Source organism: Mesorhizobium sp. Root552 (genome assembly GCF_001427285.1).
GTDB lineage: Bacteria > Pseudomonadota > Alphaproteobacteria > Rhizobiales > Rhizobiaceae > Mesorhizobium.
In genome coordinates this window covers 424,675-445,207 of sequence record NZ_LMFV01000045.1, presented here as the reverse complement: position 1 = coordinate 445,207, position 20,533 = coordinate 424,675, and the positions used below count along the sequence as shown (strand labels likewise).

At 61.5% G+C, this 20,533-nt stretch carries 15 protein-coding genes; 2 read left to right on the top strand and 13 right to left on the bottom strand.

The window, feature by feature from the left end; genetic code table 11:
• The first annotated feature begins 3 nt into the window (after positions 1 to 3).
• On the top strand, positions 4 to 927 hold the full coding sequence (gene accD, locus ASD50_RS17230; protein ID WP_056243624.1) for an acetyl-CoA carboxylase, carboxyltransferase subunit beta: 924 nt from the start codon (positions 4 to 6) through the stop codon (positions 925 to 927).
• Positions 928 to 996: 69 nt separating this feature from the next.
• Positions 997 to 2,340, top strand: a complete 1,344-nt coding sequence (locus tag ASD50_RS17225; protein ID WP_056243621.1) for a bifunctional folylpolyglutamate synthase/dihydrofolate synthase — start codon at positions 997 to 999, stop codon at positions 2,338 to 2,340.
• 3 nt (positions 2,341 to 2,343) lie between these two features.
• Here ASD50_RS17225 and ASD50_RS17220 read toward each other — a convergent pair whose 3' ends face one another.
• From ASD50_RS17220 to ASD50_RS17160, 13 genes are all read right to left on the bottom strand, one after another.
• Positions 2,344 to 2,625, bottom strand: coding sequence for a cupin domain-containing protein (locus tag ASD50_RS17220; RefSeq protein ID WP_056243869.1), 282 nt, complete (start codon positions 2,623 to 2,625; stop codon positions 2,344 to 2,346).
• Positions 2,626 to 2,758: 133 nt separating this feature from the next.
• Entirely contained in the window at positions 2,759 to 3,082 is a 324-nt protein-coding gene (gene trxA / locus ASD50_RS17215) for a thioredoxin (RefSeq protein ID WP_056243619.1), read from the bottom strand.
• Positions 3,083 to 3,155: 73 nt separating this feature from the next.
• On the bottom strand, positions 3,156 to 6,677 hold the full coding sequence (addA, locus tag ASD50_RS17210) for a double-strand break repair helicase AddA (RefSeq protein WP_056243616.1): 3,522 nt from the start codon (positions 6,675 to 6,677) through the stop codon (positions 3,156 to 3,158).
• A complete protein-coding gene (gene addB, locus ASD50_RS17205) occupies positions 6,674 to 9,805 on the bottom strand; it encodes a double-strand break repair protein AddB (protein WP_056243614.1) in 3,132 nt (1,043 codons plus the stop codon). The genes addA and addB overlap by 4 nt, the downstream gene beginning before the upstream one ends.
• On the bottom strand, positions 9,802 to 10,530 hold the full coding sequence (locus ASD50_RS17200) for a nucleotidyltransferase family protein (protein WP_156465142.1): 729 nt from the start codon (positions 10,528 to 10,530) through the stop codon (positions 9,802 to 9,804). The genes addB and ASD50_RS17200 overlap by 4 nt, the downstream gene beginning before the upstream one ends.
• Entirely contained in the window at positions 10,527 to 12,038 is a 1,512-nt protein-coding gene (gene tsaE / locus ASD50_RS17195; protein WP_056243610.1) for a tRNA (adenosine(37)-N6)-threonylcarbamoyltransferase complex ATPase subunit type 1 TsaE, read from the bottom strand. The genes ASD50_RS17200 and tsaE overlap by 4 nt, the downstream gene beginning before the upstream one ends.
• Positions 12,039 to 12,046: 8 nt before the next feature.
• The gene (locus ASD50_RS17190) at positions 12,047 to 14,596 is read right to left on the bottom strand and encodes a PAS domain-containing sensor histidine kinase (RefSeq protein ID WP_056243608.1); all 2,550 of its coding nucleotides are present in this window, start codon (positions 14,594 to 14,596) and stop codon (positions 12,047 to 12,049) included.
• 195 nt (positions 14,597 to 14,791) lie between these two features.
• Positions 14,792 to 16,192, bottom strand: coding sequence for an adenosylhomocysteinase (ahcY, locus tag ASD50_RS17185; protein ID WP_056243606.1), 1,401 nt, complete (start codon positions 16,190 to 16,192; stop codon positions 14,792 to 14,794).
• Positions 16,193 to 16,338: 146 nt separating this feature from the next.
• A complete protein-coding gene (locus ASD50_RS17180) occupies positions 16,339 to 16,632 on the bottom strand; it encodes an HPr family phosphocarrier protein (protein WP_056243604.1) in 294 nt (97 codons plus the stop codon).
• Between the two features lie 2 nt (positions 16,633 to 16,634).
• Positions 16,635 to 17,036 carry a PTS sugar transporter subunit IIA gene (locus ASD50_RS17175; RefSeq protein WP_056243602.1) on the bottom strand — a complete coding sequence of 134 codons (402 nt, stop codon included), beginning with the start codon at positions 17,034 to 17,036 and terminating at the stop codon, positions 16,635 to 16,637.
• Positions 17,037 to 17,239: 203 nt separating this feature from the next.
• Entirely contained in the window at positions 17,240 to 17,722 is a 483-nt protein-coding gene (locus tag ASD50_RS17170) for an HPr kinase/phosphorylase (protein WP_056243599.1), read from the bottom strand.
• On the bottom strand, positions 17,719 to 19,503 hold the full coding sequence (locus ASD50_RS17165; RefSeq protein WP_056243597.1) for a sensor histidine kinase: 1,785 nt from the start codon (positions 19,501 to 19,503) through the stop codon (positions 17,719 to 17,721). Before ASD50_RS17165 ends, ASD50_RS17170 begins: the two co-directional genes overlap by 4 nt.
• Positions 19,504 to 19,538: 35 nt before the next feature.
• Complete coding sequence (locus tag ASD50_RS17160) at positions 19,539 to 20,240, bottom strand: response regulator transcription factor (protein WP_156465155.1); 702 nt, start codon at positions 20,238 to 20,240, stop codon at positions 19,539 to 19,541.
• Between the last annotated feature and the right edge of the window lie 293 nt (positions 20,241 to 20,533).

Below are 20,533 nucleotides of genomic sequence, written 5' to 3'. Positions count from 1 at the left end.
ACGATGAACTGGATCACCAATTTCGTCCGCCCGAAGATCAATTCCATGCTGGGCCGGCGCGAAATGCCGGACAATCTCTGGATCAAGGATCCGGAAACCGGCGAGATGGTCTTCCACAAAGACCTGGAAGAGAACCAGTTCGTCATTCCGGCGTCAGGCTATCACATGAAGATTTCGGCCCGCGAGCGGCTCAAATTCTTCTTCGACGGCGGCAAGTACGAGGTTCTGGAAAACCCGAAGGTCGTGCAGGACCCGCTGAAATTCCGGGACGAGAAACGTTACGTCGACCGCCTCAAGGACGCCAAGTCGAAGACCAGCCTGGAAGATGCGATCCTCAGCGCCCAGGGTGCTATCGACGGCCTGCCCGTGGTCGTCACCGTACAGGACTTCGCCTTCATGGGCGGTTCGCTTGGCATGGCGGCCGGCGAGGCGCTCATTCACGCTTTCGAGACTGCCCGCCAGCGCAAGCGTCCCCTGATCTTGTTTGCTGCCTCGGGCGGCGCACGCATGCAGGAAGGTATCCTGTCGCTGATGCAGCTTCCGCGCTCCACCGTCGGGGTGGATCGGCTTAAGGAAGCTGGCCTGCCGTATATCGTGGTCCTGACCAATCCCACCACCGGTGGCGTTACCGCTTCCTATGCGATGCTGGGAGATGTCCACATCGCCGAACCCGGTGCGCTGATCGGCTTTGCCGGCCCCCGCGTCATCGAGCAGACCATTCGCGAAAAGTTGCCCGACGGGTTCCAGCGCGCTGAGTACCTGATGGAACACGGCATGGTCGACATGGTCGTATCCCGTCTTGAGATGAAGAAAACCGTTGCCAATCTGCTCAAGCTCCTGCTCAAGGTGCCGGAGAAGACCAACGCACTTCAACCGGAAATCCTGCCGCCTGCCGTAACCTCGGGTGAAACGCGGCCCCGTGCTTGACCTCAAGGTGGTTATGACACGACTGGTCAGGGTGATTTGCTAACGCCCTTGCCGATTTAAGGATTTGCCATGACAACGTTGAGCGCCGAGCGCGAAATCGAACACCTGATGACGCTGCATCCGAAAGGTTTTGACCTTTCGCTCGATCGGATATCGCGGCTCCTGGAAAAGCTCGACAACCCGCAGGACCGCATGCCGCCGGTCATCCACATTGCCGGCACCAACGGCAAGGGTTCGTGCGCGGCATTCTCCCGCGCACTTCTGGAAGCGCAGGGATATCTGGTTCATACCCATACGTCACCGCATCTGGTCAACTGGAATGAGCGTTACCGACTGGCAGCCGATGGCGGCGGCAAGCTTGTGGATGATGAAAAGTTCGCAGATGCCATCTCCCGCGTCGCCAAGGCAAATGACGGCCAGAAGATCACGGTATTCGAAATCCTGACCGCGGTCGGATTTGTGCTGTTTTCTGAGCATCCTGCCGACGTTGCCATCATGGAGGTTGGTCTCGGCGGGCGTTTCGATGCCACCAACGTGATCCGCAAGCCTGCCGTTTCGATAATCATGCCGGTTTCGCTCGATCACGAAGCCTATCTAGGCGACCGCGTCGAGCTAATCGCAGCCGAGAAGGCCGGCATCATTAAGCGCGGTTGCCCCACCGTGATCGGTGCACAGGAATATGACGCAGCGCTTGAAGTTCTCGTCGATACGGCTGACCGGCTCGACTGTCCGCTGTCGGTCTACGGGCAGGATTTCCTTGCTTTCGAAGAAAACGGCCGCATGGTCTACCAGGACGACGACGGCTTGATGGACCTGACATCGCCACGCCTGCCGGGCCGCCACCAGTTCGCCAATGCAGCGGCTGCAATCGCCGGCGTCAAGGCAGCGGGCTTTGCTCTCAGCGAGCGGGCCATCGACCGCGCCATGGCCACCGTTACCTGGCCGGGGCGCATGCAGAAGCTGACCCAGGGCCTGTTGACGGAACTCGCCCCTGAAGGTTCGGAAATCTGGCTGGACGGAGGCCATAATCCCGGTGCAGGCGTCGTCATCGCCGAAGCGCTGGCGGAGCAGGAAGAAAAGAACCCACGGCCTCTGTTCCTGATCGCCGGCATGATCAACACGAAGGATCAGAGCGGTTATTTCCATGCCTTCAAGGGTCTGGTGAAGCACGTCTATACCGTTCCGGTAAATTTCAGCGAGTCCAGCGTTCCGAACGATGAACTGGCAATCCGCGCCACCGAAGCCGGACTATCCGCCGAACCTGTCAGTTCGGTCGCAAGCGCCTTGCAGTTGCTGCGCGAGACATGGAACGAGAATGAAATGCCACCGCGGATCCTGATCGGCGGCTCGCTTTATCTGGCCGGATCCGTTCTGGCGGAAAACGGCACGCCGCCGACCAGAGGTCCGGGATAGAAGCTATTTCAGTTCGATTTCAATGAAGGCGTATTCGCTCTCGTTGGCGTTGATCACGTCGTGCTCGACACCTTCCTTGCGGAAGTACGGGACGCCTTTTTTCATCTCCCCGAAGCTTTCGCCGTCCTTGGTGACCAGCTTTAGCTTGCCGTCCATGAGAGGCACGACGACGTAGTCGTGGCCGTGGCGGTGCCATCCGGTATTGGCACCGGGGGCAAAGCGCCATTCGGTGACGACCACGCGGTCGTTATCGACAAAGACGGTCGATTTCGCTGTTCCGGTCATCGCATCCTCCTGTTTCACGCATGAAACGGCGACAAGGAGCGCCTGCGGGAGTGCCAGCAACGACAATGTTCCGCGCCAGCAAAAAGCCCGGCACGAGGGCCGGGCTTGCAAACTTCATCGTTGCCGAAACAGATCAGGCGACCGAGCCGCTGATCCAGTGCGACAGGGCGGTCTTCGGAGCAGCGCCAACCTTCATATCGGCCACTTCGCCGCCCTTGAAAATCATCAGCGTCGGGATCGAGCGCACACCGAACTGGGCTGCAAGTTCCGGGTTTTCATCGATGTTGAGCTTGGCGATCTTGACCTTGCCGCCGAGTTCGGCGGAAATCTCTTCGAGCGACGGGCCGATCATCTTGCACGGACCGCACCATTCAGCCCAGAAATCCACTACCACCGGCTCCTTGGCGTTGAGCACATCGGTCTGGAAATTGTTCTTGTCGACCTTGACGGTGGCCATTCGAAATTCCTCTCGGTTAATTCGTTGCACCAAATGTGGTGGTGGAGCTTGGCTTATTCAAGCAGGTCTTGTGTCACGATGACGTGAGTCGAGCAAGGGCATCTTCCATTGCCGCCATTGGCAGTTCTATCAGGCGAGGCGCTTCGGTAAACAGCAACGCCGCCGAGATCTGCCGCTCAGGGTATAGCGGCTTGAGCAGCGCCCGGTATAGCGCAAGCTGCAGCACATAAGCCGGCGGGATTTTCTCAAATGAGGTCGGTGCCGGCCGATTGGTCTTGTAGTCGATGATCAGCACCTTTTCCGGCGTTACCACCAGCCGATCGATCTTGCCCGACACGACACGCTTCCTGCCCGCGATCTCAACGCTCCCGGTAATTGCGACTTCCGCCCGTGAAGCCTCGCCAAACAACGGCTCGAAGTGCTGGTCGGCGAGGATCGTCAGGGCCGACGACACCGCGTTGTCACGTTCACCTGGCGGCCAGTCTGCGCCGACACGATCAAAGTAACGCTCCGCGGCAGTCAGGCGCTGGTCTTGCGGGATGCTGGGCAACATTTGCAGCAATTTGTGCAATGCCAATCCACGCAATACCGAAAAGCTCGGCGCCGCCTCTGCATCCAGCACGGGAGAAGACGCATCGACAGTCGTCTGCGTCGCTTCCTCAATGAGCGCCGACGCGCCGGACGGTGACAGCGGCCTCGGCAATTCCTCGGAGACCGGCAAGGGTTGGAACAGTGTCCGTGGCAATGGTGCAAACGCGGTTTGCGGGTTGCCCGGCCCGGCCTGAACCAATGGCACCGGCGGCAGGCTGGTGACCCGAAAACGATGAACGGCGTTGCCATCAATTGACTGCTGACGCTGCTCGCTTTCCGGTGCGCCTTCGAGCGCCCGGCTGACGATGGAGTGCCAGGTGCCGTCGCCGGGAGGGCGTTTGCCGTGATAGCCACAGACGATGAGCCGGTCTTCGGCCCGCGTCATGCCGACATAAAGCAAACGGCGGTATTCATCGTCGGCAAGCTCACGGGCGCGATCAGCCGCGGACATGGATATGCCGTTGGCGACCTCGCTGCCCGCACGCCACAGATAGCCCTTGCCATCCCAATGCTCGCCAGAGCCCTCGAACGACATCAGGCGCGGCAAATGCTGGTCGCTGAACGAGCGTGCTCCACCGTCTACCAGGAACACCACCGGCGCCTCCAATCCCTTGGCGGCATGCACGGTCATGATGCGAACCTCGTTGCGGGTCTGGTCCATTTCCCGTTTGATTTCGGGACCGGCATTTTCCAGGGTGACGATAAACGAGTCCAGACCGGGTAGGCCGGCACGCTCCTCGGCCAGACAGAAATTGAGGAATTCATCGAGGATATCGCCAGCCTCCGGCCCCAGCCGCGCAATCATCTTCTTGCGAACACCGTCGCGGGCGAGAAGCCCGGCATAGAATTCGAATACCGGCTTGAAAGCGGCCTCGCTGGCCCAGCCATCGAGGCGTTCGACGACTGCCTGCAAGGCGGCGTCTGCCTCGGCATGCTTGTGTAGCGACCTGATCAGCGAAAGGCTCTTGTCCCGTTTCGCGGCGAGGTCGAACAGTCGCTCCTCGGAAACGTCGAATATCGGAGAGCGCAGCACTGCCGCCAACGACAGATCGTCCTCGGGCTGCATAAGAAAGCGCCCAAGCGCCGTCAGGTCCTTGACGGCGATGTGACCGGGGAGGCTCAGCCGGTCGGCGCCCGCCACCGGCACGTTCTTTTCCTTCAGGCTCTTCGACAGAGCATGGACGAAGCGGTCGCGCTTGCGCACCAACACCAGCACATCGCCTGCCGTCAGCAAACGGCCCTTGCCCTCGATGGTCTCGCCGCCGTCAATCCAATTCTTGATCGTCTGGGCAACGTGCTCGGCAACCTTTACCGCCGGCGCGCTGGCGTGATTGACAGGCAGCGTCCAGTCGTCGGGCTCATCGACGGCATCGGCGCCAACAGTCGGCCATACTTCCACGTAGCCCGGCGCATCATTGCGGATAGCCTTGTGGTCGAGCGGGTCAGTGTCGTGGCTGATGCCGCGCCGTACACCCGGATCGTCAAACACACGATCGACTGCCTTCAGCACATCTTCCGACGAACGAAACGACCATGTCAGCTTTAGATCCGCGAACTCGCGCCCGGAGGCACGAACCTTGCCGGCAAACTCTTGCTTGCTATCGGCAAAGGAATCCGGCGCCGCTCCCTGGAAGGAATAGATCGACTGCTTTTCGTCCCCCACAGCGAAGATCGTGCGCAGGATGTTTCCTCGTGCGCTTTCGCCGGCAAAAAATTCCTCGGTCAGTTTCTTGACCACGTCCCATTGCTCGGGACTGGTGTCCTGCGCTTCGTCGAGCAGGATATGGTCGATGCCCTGGTCGAGCTTGAACTGCACCCAGGCTCCGGCATCAGGCCGCTTAAGCAGGTTGATGGTGCGGGTGATGAGATCGTTGAAGTCGAGCAAGCCCCGGCCGCGCTTCAACTGTTCATAGCGGGCAATTAGCCAATCGGCGATCGTCAGGGCGGCCCGAGTGGCCTTCAGCATACGGAACAGCGCCAGCCGGTCACATGCCTTGCTGATCGCCGCAACCGCTGCGAGGTAGCGTTCCGGCAGATCCGGCATCCGGGACAACAGCGCCTTTCCGAATAGCCAGTCGGGCTTGTAGGCTTCACCCTTGCCGCTCAGGAATGCGCTTTGCACGATCGTCAATCGGCGCATCGGATCGGTTTCCGCAAAGCCGGCTAGTGCTTCGTCAATCAAGGAGACGCGTGCGCGGTTGGCGCCAATTTGCGTAGCTATTCCATCGAGGGTGGCAAGGAAGGCTGGCTCGAATCCCGGCAGCGGCCATACAGCCGCCGCTATCGCCGCCTCGGTTTCATCGGGCGCAAAGCCGAACTCGTCGAACAGCGGCTGAAAGCCGGTGCTGGTTCCACCGATGTCGGCGATAAACTTACGCAAGCCATCGCGCTTGCCGACGATTTCGGCAAGCAGGGCATCGAGCCCGGTTTCCCCGCCGTGCTCCAGAACGGTGGCGAACGCTTCCGTCAATTCGATGCGTTCACCGCCGCCGACACCCGTGATCATCTCGCGTTTGGCGGTGGCAAAGAGTGCCCGTTCCATTTGCGGATCGAGCATTTCGAAATGCGCGGCGATGTTGGCTTCCAGAGGAAACTGATGGAGTACAGACTCGCAGAACGCGTGGATGGTCTGGATCTTCAAGCCGCCCGGTGTCTCCAACGCTTCGGCGAAAAGCCGCCTCGCCCGCCGCATTGTGTCGAGATCGGGCGTCCGGCCGTCCAGGTCTCTTATCCTTTTGCCGAGTTCGCCATCGGGCAGCGTCGTCCATTGCGACAGCGTTGCGAACACGCGGTTGGACATATTGGCAGCCGCCGCGCGCGTATAAGTGAGGCACAGGATCTTCGACGGATCTGTGCCGCGCAAAAGCAGCCGGATGACGCGCTGCGCCAGAACATGCGTCTTGCCCGAGCCGGCGTTGGCCGACACCCATGCAGAGTTCAACGGATCGGAAGCGCGTGCCTGATTGACGGCGGTATCGGTGGGAATGGGGTAGGTTTTCTTCATTCCTCCCCTCCCTCTCCCGCGCCATCTCCGCCGGCGGACCATTCGAGGACGCGCGCCAGATGGTCGTAGTCGTCGTCGGCTTCGCCTTCCCGGAACGGGAGCGCCCGCGACAGATAGCCGACGGCAGGATCGGCATAGTGGACGAGAAGCTTTTCCAGCCGCGCCCAGGCATCTTCGGCAAGGTCTGACGCGGAACGCGGCTTGCGGTTGTGCTCGAGGATCGATTCCTCGACCACTTCCCCGTTCGCTTTCAGTCGTACGAAGGCCAATTGCGAAGGTTCGCGCTCGCCGAGTTCGCGGAACGCACCGCGTTTGAGCAGCGCCGCTTCAAGCGCAAGCTGCGGCGACAGAAGCGTGTGCGCCTGCGCCTTCGAAGGAGAGGAACCGGTCTTGTAGTCGAGGATGTCGGCCATGCCGCCGGCGAGAAGATCGATGCGGTCGGCGTAACCGGACAAGGTAACATCGGTGCCACCCACCAGTGTCCGCTCGGCACGCGCTTCGGCAAAACGCTCATTGACCGCGGCGGCGCGCCCGCGCTCCCACGTCACGATGTTAGCCGCAAGTTTTTCAAATCGGGGCCACCACACCGCCTCGACATCCTCCGGCAGCGCGGCTTCGGCAAAACAGGCGCGACCGGCATCGAGAATCAGGTCTAGCGCGTCCGGCGCGCGCGGATCGGTGGCCGTCGTGGAGAAGCGGTGCAGGATGGCATGGAAGAGCGTGCCGCGCTCGGCTGCACCCGGATCGCGGATCACCGGGTCAAGCGGGTGAAACCCAAGTATGCGTCGTGCGTATATGGCGTATGGATCGCGGCGCAACGTCTCGATCTCGGTGACCGAGAAATGCGTTGGCCGGAATTCGACCGGAGGCGCAGGCTTCGGCCGCGGGGCAAAATCAAGGCGCTCGCCCGTATCGAGCGCGCGCGTCCAGGAAAGCAGTTCCTCGCCACGCCTGCGCATGGTGCCTGCATGCTCCTCGCCGACAAAAGTCAGGAGACGCTGAAGCCAACGCGACGGGACGGCAGGCGCATCGCCGGAACGCCCAGCACGGGCAAGCACAACCTTGCCGGCGCCCATCGCCATCTGGAAATCGTGCGCGGCAAGGCCAACGCGCCTTTCCGGCGGCTCAAGGTCAATGCCGGTTTTCATAAGCCGCGACATGAAGCGGTCGCTCTCTGGCTTGCGCGGCCAAATGCCTTCGTTAAGCCCGCCAATCACCAGCGTATCGACATGCTGCAACCGTGCCTCCAGCGCCCCCCATATGGCGATGGCCCTGTCGGTGCCGCGGCCTGGCTTCACCGTCTCAGGCGCCAGCAGCGCATCCAGCACGTCCGGCCACTCATCCGCGGCAAAACTGAAGGGCGCAGAAGCTGAAATGAAATCGCGCAAGACCTTGGCCAGCTTTTCGCCCCCGTCGCCGTCATAAAGGCGGGCGAGGCTTCCATCGCCATCGCGTCCAAGCGCTTCCAATGCGGCGACGCTGACCTCGGTTAACGCGGCGACGCCAAGTTCGGTTTCGGCACGCAATGCAAGCAAAGGCGACAGGCCGGCCACCAGTTTTTCGATGACAGCCTGTGCCTGTTCGATGCGGATTGCGGGGAAGCGTTTGAGCCAGAACGGCTCGCGCCTGCCATCGCCCGCTCCGGCAAGCCTTTGCTCGAAGTGAGCCCTCAACGTGGCGATATCGGGTCGCCCGGTTCCTCCGCGCAAGGCAACCAATTCGATCAATTCGGCGGCGCGGCGCACAACGCTCCGTTCGAAACCGAGCGCCAAAAGCGGATGCTTGATGAGCGCCAACAGCGCCACCGGGTCTCCGGGCTGGAACACGCAACGCACCATCAGGCGCAACAGCACAGCCGCTGGCGTGTTTGTCAGCGGCGTCCCGCCGGAATCGTCGGCCACGATGCCGAAACGCAGCAACTCGGCTGAAACCCGGCGGGCAAGCGCCCGGTCGCCGGTCACCAGGGCGGCGCGCTGGCCAGGATTTTCGATTGCCCGGCGCAAGGCGATGGCAATCGCTACGGCCTCATCCCGCTCGTTGGCGGCCTCGACAACGGTAATCGCATCAAGCGCGGCGGTTATCTCCCGCTCGCTGAACCGATTGCGGGTCTCGGTCCACAATTCGGTGGTTTCCGCAGGGCGCAAAGCCTCGCTAACCAGTCTCGCCCGCACGGAAAGGGAGTTGCCGGGCGTTCCGATGTCAGCCACGTCCGCGCGCAAAACGCCGATCTTGCCGAGCAGCTTTATCAGGCCGTATTGCGGATGGCCAAGCAGCGCCGGCCGCGCACCCTGTGTCGAAATCGCCGAGAAAGACGGCTCATCCAGCGCCTGGTCGAGACCCGGCAAGACCAACGCACCGCTCGGCAACCCGGCAATCACCTTAAGCAGTTCGGCAGTAGCGGGAATGGAGCCGGTCGATCCGGCGGCGACAACGGGGCCTTTTGGCGGATTGCGCTTCAGCCTCGCAGCCTCCATCCGGATCAGCGTGCTGCGATGAGCGGCGGGATTGGACCGATCCTTCTCGGCCAGAACGAGCGGCCAGTGCTCCGTCGCAATGCCGAGGAAGTCCAGTGTAACCTGCCACCAGCCGGCGAGGTTGCCGGTCACCAGGCCGGCAAGCTTTGCCCAGTCGGAGCCTTCGGTTTCGACCTCATCCATCAGCCGCGCCAGATCGCGCGCCAGCCAGATCGCATCGGCGGCGGAAGCGGGCACGAAGATTTCTTCGTTGAAACGCTGCGCCACTTCTGCCGGCAGGCGTCGTTTCCATGCCCGCACCAGCGTGCCAAGCAAGAGCAGCCGCTCAGTTGAGGCGATCGGCGGCGGCAGGCCGATGGCGCCGCTACCTCCCGGCGCATGAACTTCAAAAACCCCGTCTTCCTCGTCGACCTCGCCGAGTGGCAGGATGGTCGGCAAGATCGCAGAGCCCCCGCCAATCATCTCAGCCAGGACACCACGCAATGCACGCGCCGCGCGCCTCGTCGGCACGTAGATGGTAGCGTCGGCCAATGCGAGAGGATCGCCGTCGAAGCGGAAGCCCGGCACAAGCGTCCCCGAAAGCAGCGCCTCGGCCAGTGTCGGCAGAAACGGCGCACCGGGGGGAATAGAGAAAACGCGGCCAGCGCCGCTCATGACACCCCTGCAAGCGCACGCCCGACCGCCGCTTCGGCGAGCGCAATGGCATCGGGCGTTCCGACCGTGATCCAGTGGCCTCGCATCGTCATGCCATGGAGGCGACCCGACCTGATCGCAAGGTCGAAATAGAGGTTGAGCGAATGAGGGCCGTCAGGCGCATCCTTGAAAATGCGCGGATGGACGATAGCTGCTCCCGCGTAGATCACGCCCGAAGGATCGCCTTTCGAACGCTCGAGACGGCCATCGGACCGGACGAGGAAATCGGTGCCACCACTATGGCCCGTCGATGAGGGAAGGCCTGCAAGCATGAGCAGAATATCCATCTTCGCCTCATCCCAGGCAAGGGCGAGGCGGGTCAGATTGGAAGCGCCGCTGTCGATCCAGAACGTATCTGCATTGATGATATAGAAGGGGTCCGGCCCAAGTTTCGGCAACGCCCTTACGATGCCGCCGGCGGAGTCGAGCAGCATGTCGCTTTCGTCCGAAATGACGATTGCCGGCGTCTTTCGGCTGGCCACGTGGTCCATGATCTGCTGCGGCAGATAGTGGACATTGACCACCGCCTTGCCGACGCCGGCAAGCGCGAGGCTGTCGAGGCCCCAATCGAGCAGCGTTTTTCCTGCGACTTTCACCAAAGGCTTCGGCATCGTGTCGGTGATCGGCCGCATGCGCTTGCCAAGACCTGCCGCAAGAACCATCGCTGTTTTCGGAGCCGAAGTCACAGGTCGCGCTCCTCAAGCAATCCGTGCGATTCATAAAAGGCGCGCATGTCCGCCAAAGCGGGATGAGCCAGCGCCCGGCGCAGGTAATCGCGGATACGGGGCAGGTGTTTTAGATAGGCAGGTTTGCCGTCCCTGCGATCCAGCCGCACGAAAATGCCGAGAATCTTGGAGTTTCGCTGCGCAGCCATCAACGCATAGGATTCCCGAAACGCCTCTTCGTCAAACGGGCCAGCGGCATGGCGTGCGGCAATGTAGGCCGAGAGCGTCGCCTGTTCGATTTCAGGCGATACGGTGACGCGCGCATCCATCGCCAGCGAGGCCACGTCGTAAGCCGAAGGGCCAATCAGCGCGTCCTGGAAATCGACGATGCCCAGCCGATCATGGCCAGTGCGGTCACCACGCCAGATGATGTTGGGGGAATGAAAGTCGCGCAGCATCAGGCTGTATTCGCGCCCGGCCAGCCGGTCGAGAGCGGTATTCCACCGTTCATGGTAACCCGCTTGCAGCGCATCGCTCGCCTGCGCGCCGGTAACGGCAGGGACATACCAGTCCACCAGCAAGTCCGCCTCAATCAGCATGGCATCACGGTCGAATGGAGGTATGTCGTGGACAATCCCCGGCGCGGCCTCCAGCCGTTGCGGCCACAACCGGCCATGCATCATCGCCAGAAGCTCGCCCGCTGCCACATAGCGATCCGCTATCGGCCTGCCCTGCCCGTCGAGAAAGCTTCCGGTTCCAAGATGCTCCAGCAAAAGGAACCCCTGTTCGAGGTCCTGCGCGAAAATGTCGGGAACGGTTATCCCGGCCATGTGCAAGGCGCGATCGATGGCGACAAAGGCGGTCACAGATTGTGCGGTATGGGCAATCTCGGCGTAGGGCTTGCCGTCCCGTACCGGCGGCCCCATGACCAGACGAGGCGAGTTCATCAGCACGCGCGGACCCGATCCGTCCTGCCTGACGATTTCATACGAACGAGCGGATGCATCGCCGACGAAGTGCCTTCTCTCGGCACTACCCCAGCCCGAGCGATCAAGGAATTCGCGCATGGCCAAAGATCGGCCGATCCGTTCAAATGCCGCACCCTGTCCAGACAGGCTGGCATTCCGACCGTGGTTCAGGTGATCGAGTTCGATCCTTACGGCATTCGGCGGCAGGCGATTGCCCGCACGCTCGGGCCATTCGACCAGTGCGGCACCTTCGCCAAGCGCGTCCTCGAATCCCAGTTCGTCGAGCTCCGTCTCCGAGGCGAGCCGGTAGAGATCGAAATGATGGACTGGAAACCGCGCCTCGTAGCTTTGCACGAGCGTGAAGGTGGGGCTTGGAACGTCCAGTTCCGCGTCATCGGCCAGTGCCCGGATCAGGGCCCGGGCAAGCGTCGATTTGCCGGCGCCGAGGTCCCCTTCGAGCGCCAGTACATCGCCCGGGCGCAGCGCCATTGCGAGGTCTTCGCCGAGCCGCTGCGTTGCGGCCGTATCGGCGAGGAATATGTCGATCGGAGAACCCGGCATGCAGCGGACTACTCGGCCGCTTCGCGGACACCCGACGGCTGGTCTGGAAAGACGCAAACCACCGTGGTGCCCTTCCCCTTGCCCGTTTCGATACGAACGCTGCCGCCATGCAACTCGACGAAGCTTTTCACGATCGAGAGGCCAAGGCCTGCGCCACGGCGGCGCCCGCCATTGACGCGCGATTCGAAGCGGTGAAACACCAGATCGAGCACATCCGGCGGCATGCCCGGACCGTCATCATGGACGGAGAACTCGATGCCGCCCGCCGTCTGGCGGCAAGTCAAGGTGACGGTGCTGGATTCCGGAGCGTAGTTGGCCGCGTTGATCAGCAGGTTGTAGAGGATCTGGCGGACGCGCACCTCATCGCCATGGAAGCTCGCGGGCGCGGTGGCGGCATTGATCTCAAGCTTGATCGCATGTTCCTGAAGGCGCTCGGCAACCAGTTCGGCAGCAGATGAAATGGCGCGATCGACCTGCACCTCGGAGATTTCGAGCTGCATGATGCCGGCATCGACGGTGGCCAGATCGAGGATGTCGTTGACGATCGTCAGAAGCACGGAAGACGACGAGCCAATGTGCTCGACATATTCGCGTTGCCGGGTCGAAAGCGGCCCCGTGGCAGGAAGCGAAAGCAGTTCGGTGAAGCCGATGATGTTGGTGAGCGGCGAACGCAATTCGTAGGAGACGTGCTGGACGAACTCGTTCTTGAGCTGGTCGGACCTCAAGAGAGCTTCATTCTTGTCCTTCAACGCGCGTTCGACGTTCACGCTGTCGGTGACATCGACGAACGTCGTCATCACCTGGCCGTTGGGAAGATGGATCACCGCATAGCGCAGCACACTTCCCGAATTGAGTTCCGTCTGGCCGTGACGGTCGCGGCGTTCGTCGTCAAAACCGGTTATGGCGGCAACAAAGCCGTTCCACGGGCTGTCCTTGGCGCGCCGGTCGCACAAGTCGCGGACCACCGACACGTGGCTGTTCGGCAGGATGGTATCGGGGTCCAGACCCCACAGCGTTGCGAAAGCCGGATTGGACAGCCGCAGCCTGCCATCCGGTCCGAACACCGCCACGCCCTCGGCCAGGTTGTCGAGCGTTTCGCCCTGCACGCGGACTGCCGTCTGGTAGCGGCTTTCAAGATCGATCTTTTCGGTGAGGTTCTCGAATACCCAGGTGACGCCGCCCTTCGGCTGCGGATTTGCAACGACGCGAATGGTCTTGCCATCCGGCAGATGCCACCAATGTTCCTGCGGCTCCAGGGAACGGTATGCCGAGAGCAGCGTATCCTTCCACCGCCGCCACTCCGGCTGTTCGGCAAGCTTGCCTTCGCTGCGCAAGCGGTCGAGCAGCATGGCGTGGTCGGGTCCGCTGTGCAGGAACGCAGTATCGAGGCTCCAGAGCTTCTGGAACGCCTGGTTGAAGAAGCGCAGTTTCTGGTCGGTGTCGAAGATGGCAACCGCCGTGTTCAACTGGTCGAGCGTGTCGGCGTGGCTGCGCACGGTGCGTTCATATTCTTCGCGCACCGTTTCAATTGCGCTGACATCGCAGGCAAGGCCGGCAGAGCCCTCGGAGCCGGAAAAATCGGTTACGGTAAACTTGCGCCGGTCGCCCTCGATAACTGTCGAAAGGGTCTGTTCAAAGACGGCATGCGCCTTGTGCTGGTCGGAAATGGCGTCGAGCGACTGGCTGCCGAGGAATTCCTTTTCCTTCCGGACGGCCTCATCGGGATCGGCCACTTCGACGGCCTCGGCGTAGGCCCGGTTGACCCATTTCAGCCGGCCGTCGGCCGAGCGTAGCCACAACGGCATGTTGAGCGCATTGCACAGACCGAGCAACGTTTCGTGCTCCGCCGCGAGCCTCTGGTTCTCCAGCTTCAACCTTGCCTGGCTGCGCTGCGTTTCAGACAGCGACAGGAAGCGCACCAGCGCGTGGGCGGCACTTTTGCGGCCATGGATTTCGATTGGAGCGCCCGTCTGGGTTTCCGCCACCAGTTCAAAGCCCGTGCCCTTTTCACGCAGGGCCGCCAGGCCGTGCTCGAGCGCGGCCGCCGAGCGCGGCATCAGCCAGCGTCCGAATGCGAGGAAAGCGGCCCGATCGTCCGGCGCGCCGGTGTCGAGCGGCAGTGAGCCGATGATCTCGGGCTTCTTGTTTTCCGATGTCCAGACGACGATGCGCTGGTCGCGCAGGTTGAGCAGCGCTTCCGAGCGCTGTAGCGAGGCATTGACGTCGGCGATCCGGGTCCTGAGCTGCGCGTTTTCCGCCGCCGTGCGCTGGCGCTCGCGAATAAGCACGATGGCCGAAATCAGGGCGGCGCCCATCACGCCGACGGATACGGCGAGCTGAATGACTTCAACGGTCCCGATCGAGGCGATGGCTTTTTTTGGTGCTTCCTGTGCCAGGGCGACAAGTGTTGTAACCGGCAAAATCGCAGTCGAGCCTACAAGCCGGGCCGCGAATTGACGCCAAACCCGCTTGCCGCGCAATGAAAAGCGCCTGTTGCTCGAATCGTTGCGGCCGCCGGAAACGGCCTTTCCCGCGTTTCGCGGGTCTTCCCCCGGCATGTCTTGGTCCTCTCCGCCGCCTGAATGCAAGACCGCCTTGCAGCGAGCCCCGCCCCGTGCCCGGCTTCAAAGCATCGCGAATCACCCCACAATACCGTCTCGCCGAATCGCCGTGAAGCCGCGCCGCGCGCAAAAATAATGCCGGGCGAAATGTCAATCGCCCGGCGCTACATGTTGTGGTTATTTTTGCTATGGTTAATAGCGGTAGTGTTCTGCCTTGAACGGACCCTTCGGCGTCACGCCGATATAGGCGGCCTGCTCATTGGAAAGCTCGGTCAGCTTGGCGCCGAGCTTGTCGAGGTGCAGCTTGGCTACCTTCTCGTCGAGATGCTTGGGCAGCACGTAGACTTGATTCTTGTAAGTGCCGGGCTTGGTGAACAGCTCGATCTGGGCAAGGACCTGGTTGGTGAACGAGGCGGACATGACGAAGCTCGGGTGGCCGGTGGCGTTGCCGAGGTTCAGCAGGCGGCCTTCCGACAGCAGGATCAGGCGCTTGCCGTCCGGAAACGCGATCATGTCGACCTGCGGCTTGACGTTGGTCCATTTCAGGTTGCGCAGGGCCGAAACCTGGATCTCGTTGTCGAAATGGCCGATGTTGCCGACGATGACCATGTCCTTCATCGCGCGCATGTGGTCGAGCGTGATGACATCCTTGTTGCCGGTGGTGGTGATGACGATGTCTGCACTTGGCGCAGCGTCCTCGAGCGTTACCACCTCGAAGCCGTCCATCGCGGCCTGAAGGGCGCAGATCGGATCGACCTCGGTCACCTTGACGCGCGCACCGGCTCCCTTGAGCGAAGCGGCCGAGCCCTTGCCGACGTCGCCGTAGCCGCAAACGACGGCTACCTTGCCTGCCATCATCACGTCGGTGCCGCGGCGAATGCCGTCAACGAGCGATTCCTTGCAGCCATACTTGTTGTCGAACTTCGACTTGGTGACGGAGTCGTTGACGTTGATGGCCGGGAACGGCAGCAGGCCCTTCTTCTGCAACTGATAGAGACGGTTGACACCCGTGGTGGTTTCCTCGGTGACGCCGCGGATCGCTTCACGCTGCTTGGTGAAGAAGCCCGGCGTGGCCGCCATACGCTTCTTGATCTGGGCAAACAGGATTTCTTCTTCCTCGCTGCCGGGATTGGAAAGCACGTCCTCGCCGGCTTCGGCGCGGGCGCCGATGAGAATGTACATCGTGGCGTCGCCGCCATCGTCGAGGATCATGTTGGAAAGCCCGCCATCGGCCCACTGGAAGATCCGGTCGGTGTAGGTCCAGTAGTCTTCCAGGGTCTCGCCCTTGATGGCGAAGACGGGGACACCGGCTTCGGCAATGGCCGCTGCCGCATGATCCTGCGTCGAGAAGATGTTGCACGAGGCCCAGCGGATCTCGGCTCCAAGCGCCTTCAGCGTCTCGATCAGCACCGCCGTCTGGATCGTCATATGGAGCGAGCCGGTGATACGCGCGCCCTTCAACGGCTTCTTGTCGCCGAACTCTTCGCGGCAGGCCATCAGCCCTGGCATTTCCGTTTCTGCGATCTCGATTTCCTTGCGGCCCCAGTCGGCCAGCGAAATGTCGGCGATCACGTAATCCTTGCTACCTGTCATGGCAGTGCTCCAGCGAATTGTTGTTGGCAGGCGTCTGTGCGGCAGTATTGCCGGCACGCGCGAATTTGCCGCTTGACTACCAGATCGCAGTCAAAACGACAACGGGATATAAAGAAATCTTTATTCGTGCATATTCCGGCGAGAGATCAGATCTCTTCGCCGAAGCGGCTGGCGACAAGCTGCTCCAGTGCATCGAGCGCCGCGGCGGCTTCAGGACCCTGCGCTATAACCCGGATCGAGCAGCCCGGGCTGGCGGCCAGCATCATCAATCCCATGATCGAGGTTCCACCAACCTTGACGCCGTCCTTCTCGACATCGATCACGGCGTCGAAGCCGCTGGCGACCTGGACAAACTTGGCCGAGGCGCGCGCGTGCAGACCGCGCTGGTTGATGATCTGCATTTCGCGGAGAACCTGTACGAGGCTGGCTTCGGCGTCCATTGTCATTTGCTGGCCAACAGCTGACTGGCAACGTTGATATACTTGCGTCCCGCGGCCTGCGCCTCTTCGAGCGCCAAGGTCATGTTGTCGGATTTGCGTACGCTCGAAAGCTTGATCAGCATCGGCAGGTTCATGCCGGCGATCACCTCGGTGCGACCCGCTTCCATGACCGAAATCGCGAGGTTGGACGGCGTCCCGCCGAACATGTCGGTCAGCAGGATGACACCGGAACCGGTATCGACACGCGCCACGGCATCGACGATATCGCGGCGGCGCTGCTCCATATCGTCCTCGGCCCCGATTGCGACGGTCTCGAAGTGTTCCTGCGGCCCAACAACATGCTCCACTGCAAGGCGGAACTCGGTCGCCAATTGACCGTGCGTAACAAGCACGAGTCCGATCATAATCTGGTGGCTCCCGTCATGGCCTCTTCACAAGCGCTCTTTATGCTCGCCAGCCTAGCGGGCGGCGGGAGCGCTATCTTGTCGACCCCGGGCACGTTGACAAGCCCAAAAGTGCGTCACAGCGGGCCATTTTGACGCATTGCAGCATGAAATCGGGCAATTCCGGCTACGGTCCTGCCCAAATTCGTTTCACCGACAGCACTTCACGCGCCGTTGCGGTTCGCCATACTTAGTACGATTTGCAGCGCTGCACGGACGTTGCGGGACGGGACGCTGATTTTCGGAATCGAGACGCTTTCAATGGTCAGGCTGGCCTGTTCCTGAAAGCGTTCCGTTTCGCCTTCGATCAACTCCAGGCATAGGTCAATCACCGCCGAGCGCTCAAAGTCGATAGCCTGCGGCCCGATGCCGGGAACCTCGGCAAGGCCTTCGATGGATGCGGGCGCGTTGCAAACCAGCCTTCCGCCGGCGACGGATACGAATATCTGGTCGTCCGATACAAGCCGCGCGAAACCACCCAGGCCGGTGAAATGGTCGAGCAAGGCAAGGGCCAAGGTCGTCTTGCCTGCCCCTGACGGCCCCATAATCAGGATACCGCGATCGCCGATGAGCACTGCCGTCGCGTGTAGGTTTCGCGGCTGCCCGCCTTGTGCGGCTTGAACAGGATTGAATGGCGCTGGTTTCACTCGTCGGCCGGCAAAGCAATGACGAAGCGTGCGCCCTTGATGTCGCCGGGCTTTGTGCCGGGAATATTTTCGGCGGTGAGCGTGCCGCCGTGCGCTTCCACGATCTGGCGGCTGATCGAAAGGCCGAGACCGGAGTTTTGCCCGAAGGCTTCGCCGGCGGGCCGGTCGGTATAAAAGCGCTCGAAGATGCGCTCGATGGTTTCGACCCTGATGCCGGGGCCATTGTCATCTACAGTGATGATGTTGAACTTACCCGCGCGCTCCAGAGAAATGGTGATATTTCCGTGCTCGTCCGGCACAAAGGAGCGGGCGTTTTCGATCAGGTTGGTTATCACCTGCCCAAGCCTGAGGTCGTGGCCAATGACATGAAAGCCCTTCACCCCTTGCGGAAGCTTGGCGATCTTCAGGTCGATCTCGACCGGCTTCTTGTGGCGGGAAGCTTCGCGCGAGATGGCGACCAGGTCAGTGACGAATTTCTTCAGATCAACCTTAGAGGCATCTTCGCGCGCCAATTCGGCATCAAGGCGCGAGGCGTCGGAAATATCGGTGATCAGGCGGTCGAGACGTCGCACGTCGTGCTGGATCACTTCCATCAAGCGGCCACGAGATGTCTCGTTCTTGGCAAGAGGCAGCGTCTCTACCGCGCTGCGCAGCGAAGTGAGTGGGTTTTTCAACTCGTGGCTGACATCGGCCGCGAAACTTTCGATGGCTTCGATGCGGGCATAAAGCGCGTTGGTCATGTCGCGCACCGCGATTGAGAGGTTGCCGATTTCGTCCTGCCTGTCGGAAAAATCCGGGATTTCCTCGCGGTTCTTGACGCCGCGCCGCACCCTGACCGCGGCAGCTGACAGCCTGCGCAAGGGATTGGCGATGGTCGAGGCCAGAAGCAGCGACAAAAGCGCGGTGACGAGTGCTGCGATGCCAAAAACGCGCAGGATCGCCTTGCGCTCGGCGGCGACAATCTTGTCGATATCGCCGCCTTCCGTTGACAGCATCAGGACGCCAAGGACTGCGCGGAAGCGCTGGATCGGAACCGCAACCGAAACGATCTGCTCGCCTTTTTCGGATACGCGCACAAGGGTGGACGGGCTGCCCGTCAGCGCCTTCACGACTTCGGGGAACGCAGCGCCATTGCCTCCGGGCTGCTCGTGATAGACCGGCAGGGCCTTGTTGCGGAAGATATCGAAGACAAACTTCTGCACGCGCTCGAGAAGGTCGGGCTCCTCCTCTTCCACAGAGGGCAGATCGTAGCGCAGGATCTGGCCGCGGGAATAGAGATGCCGCGAATCGAGCAGCAGATTGGCGTCTCGGTCGTAGATGCGCGCGCGCGTGCGGGTCGGCGATATCAACCGTCGCAGAACCGGCGCCACGCGCTCGGGATTGATGGGGAAATCGAGATTGTCGAGAGGATCGGAGCCGGGCGCGATACTTTCGCCGGCCTGCAATTCAAGCAGCTTTTCAGGATCGATGCTGATCGAATCCGTTTCCACCGTAGCCGAAGCGGCAATGGCTCCGGCAATGATCTCGCCTTGCGTCATCAGGCTCTCGACACGCGCGTCGATAAGGCCGTCGCGGAAGGTGTTGAGATAGAGGATGCCGACGACCAGAACAGCAAGGCCGGCGAGGTTGAGGAAGAGGATGCGGCGGGTCAGGCTGGAAAAAATGTGATGGCCAAGAAACCGGCGCATAGGCACCGTCAGCTTCGACAAGGCGGAAGGCGCCCGACGCGAGGGGCGTCTTGCGGCGCTCACCGGCTTGTTCAGCTCTGCTTCCACGGCCATCAGTCAGCAGCCCCCGCTGCACTCAGGGCCGGCCCCTAGGCCTCTTTGAACCGGTAGCCGACGCCATACAAAGTTTCGATCATCTCGAAGTCGTCATCGACGACCTTGAACTTCTTGCGCAGCCGCTTGATGTGGCTATCGATGGTGCGATCATCAACATAGACCTGTTCATCATAGGCCGAATCCATCAAGGCATCACGGCTTTTCACCACGCCGGGGCGCTGGGCCAGTGAATGCAGGATCAGGAATTCGGTGACGGTCAGCGTTACAGGCTCGCCTTTCCAGGTGCAGGTGTGGCGTTCCTGATCCATGACAAGTTGGCCACGCTCCAGCGACCGGCTTTGCTGGGTAGGGGTCTTCGCCGCCGTTTCGCGCGCGCCGGCACGCCTCAGCACGGCCTTGACCCGCTCGACCAGAAGGCGCTGCGAGAACGGTTTCCTGATGAAATCGTCGGCGCCCATCTTGAGGCCGAACAATTCATCGATCTCATCGTCCTTGGACGTCAGGAAGATCACCGGTAGGTCGGACTTCTGGCGCATGCGGCGAAGCAGTTCCATGCCGTCCATGCGCGGCATCTTGATGTCGAGGATGGCAAGGCTGGGCGGCCTTGCGGCAAGGCCTTCCAGCGCCGACGCACCGTCCGTGTAGGTCTCGACCCGATACCCCTCCGATTCAAGGGCGATCGAGACGGAGGTCAGGATGTTGCGGTCGTCGTCGACAAGCGCGATTGTTGCCATTTCGAGCGGCTCCCTCATGGGCGAATGTCCCTTCGTCGTGAAGAAGGGCGCTTTTGCAGGACAAATTAGGTACAAAATGTGGCGCGCCGCTGCAACTGCAACTCCGGCGCTACGCCATACGCAAATCATGGGTAGGACGCCGAGCCCAACCCGATCCTTTGGATAACTCTTCGGCTTTTTGCATATCTAAACGATTTAAACAACTTTCAAATTTTTTAAATCGATTAATGATTTGATATCGTTTGGTTTTTCTGGTTCTGACCAGAGCAAGCCTCGGCACAGGCGGCTCCACG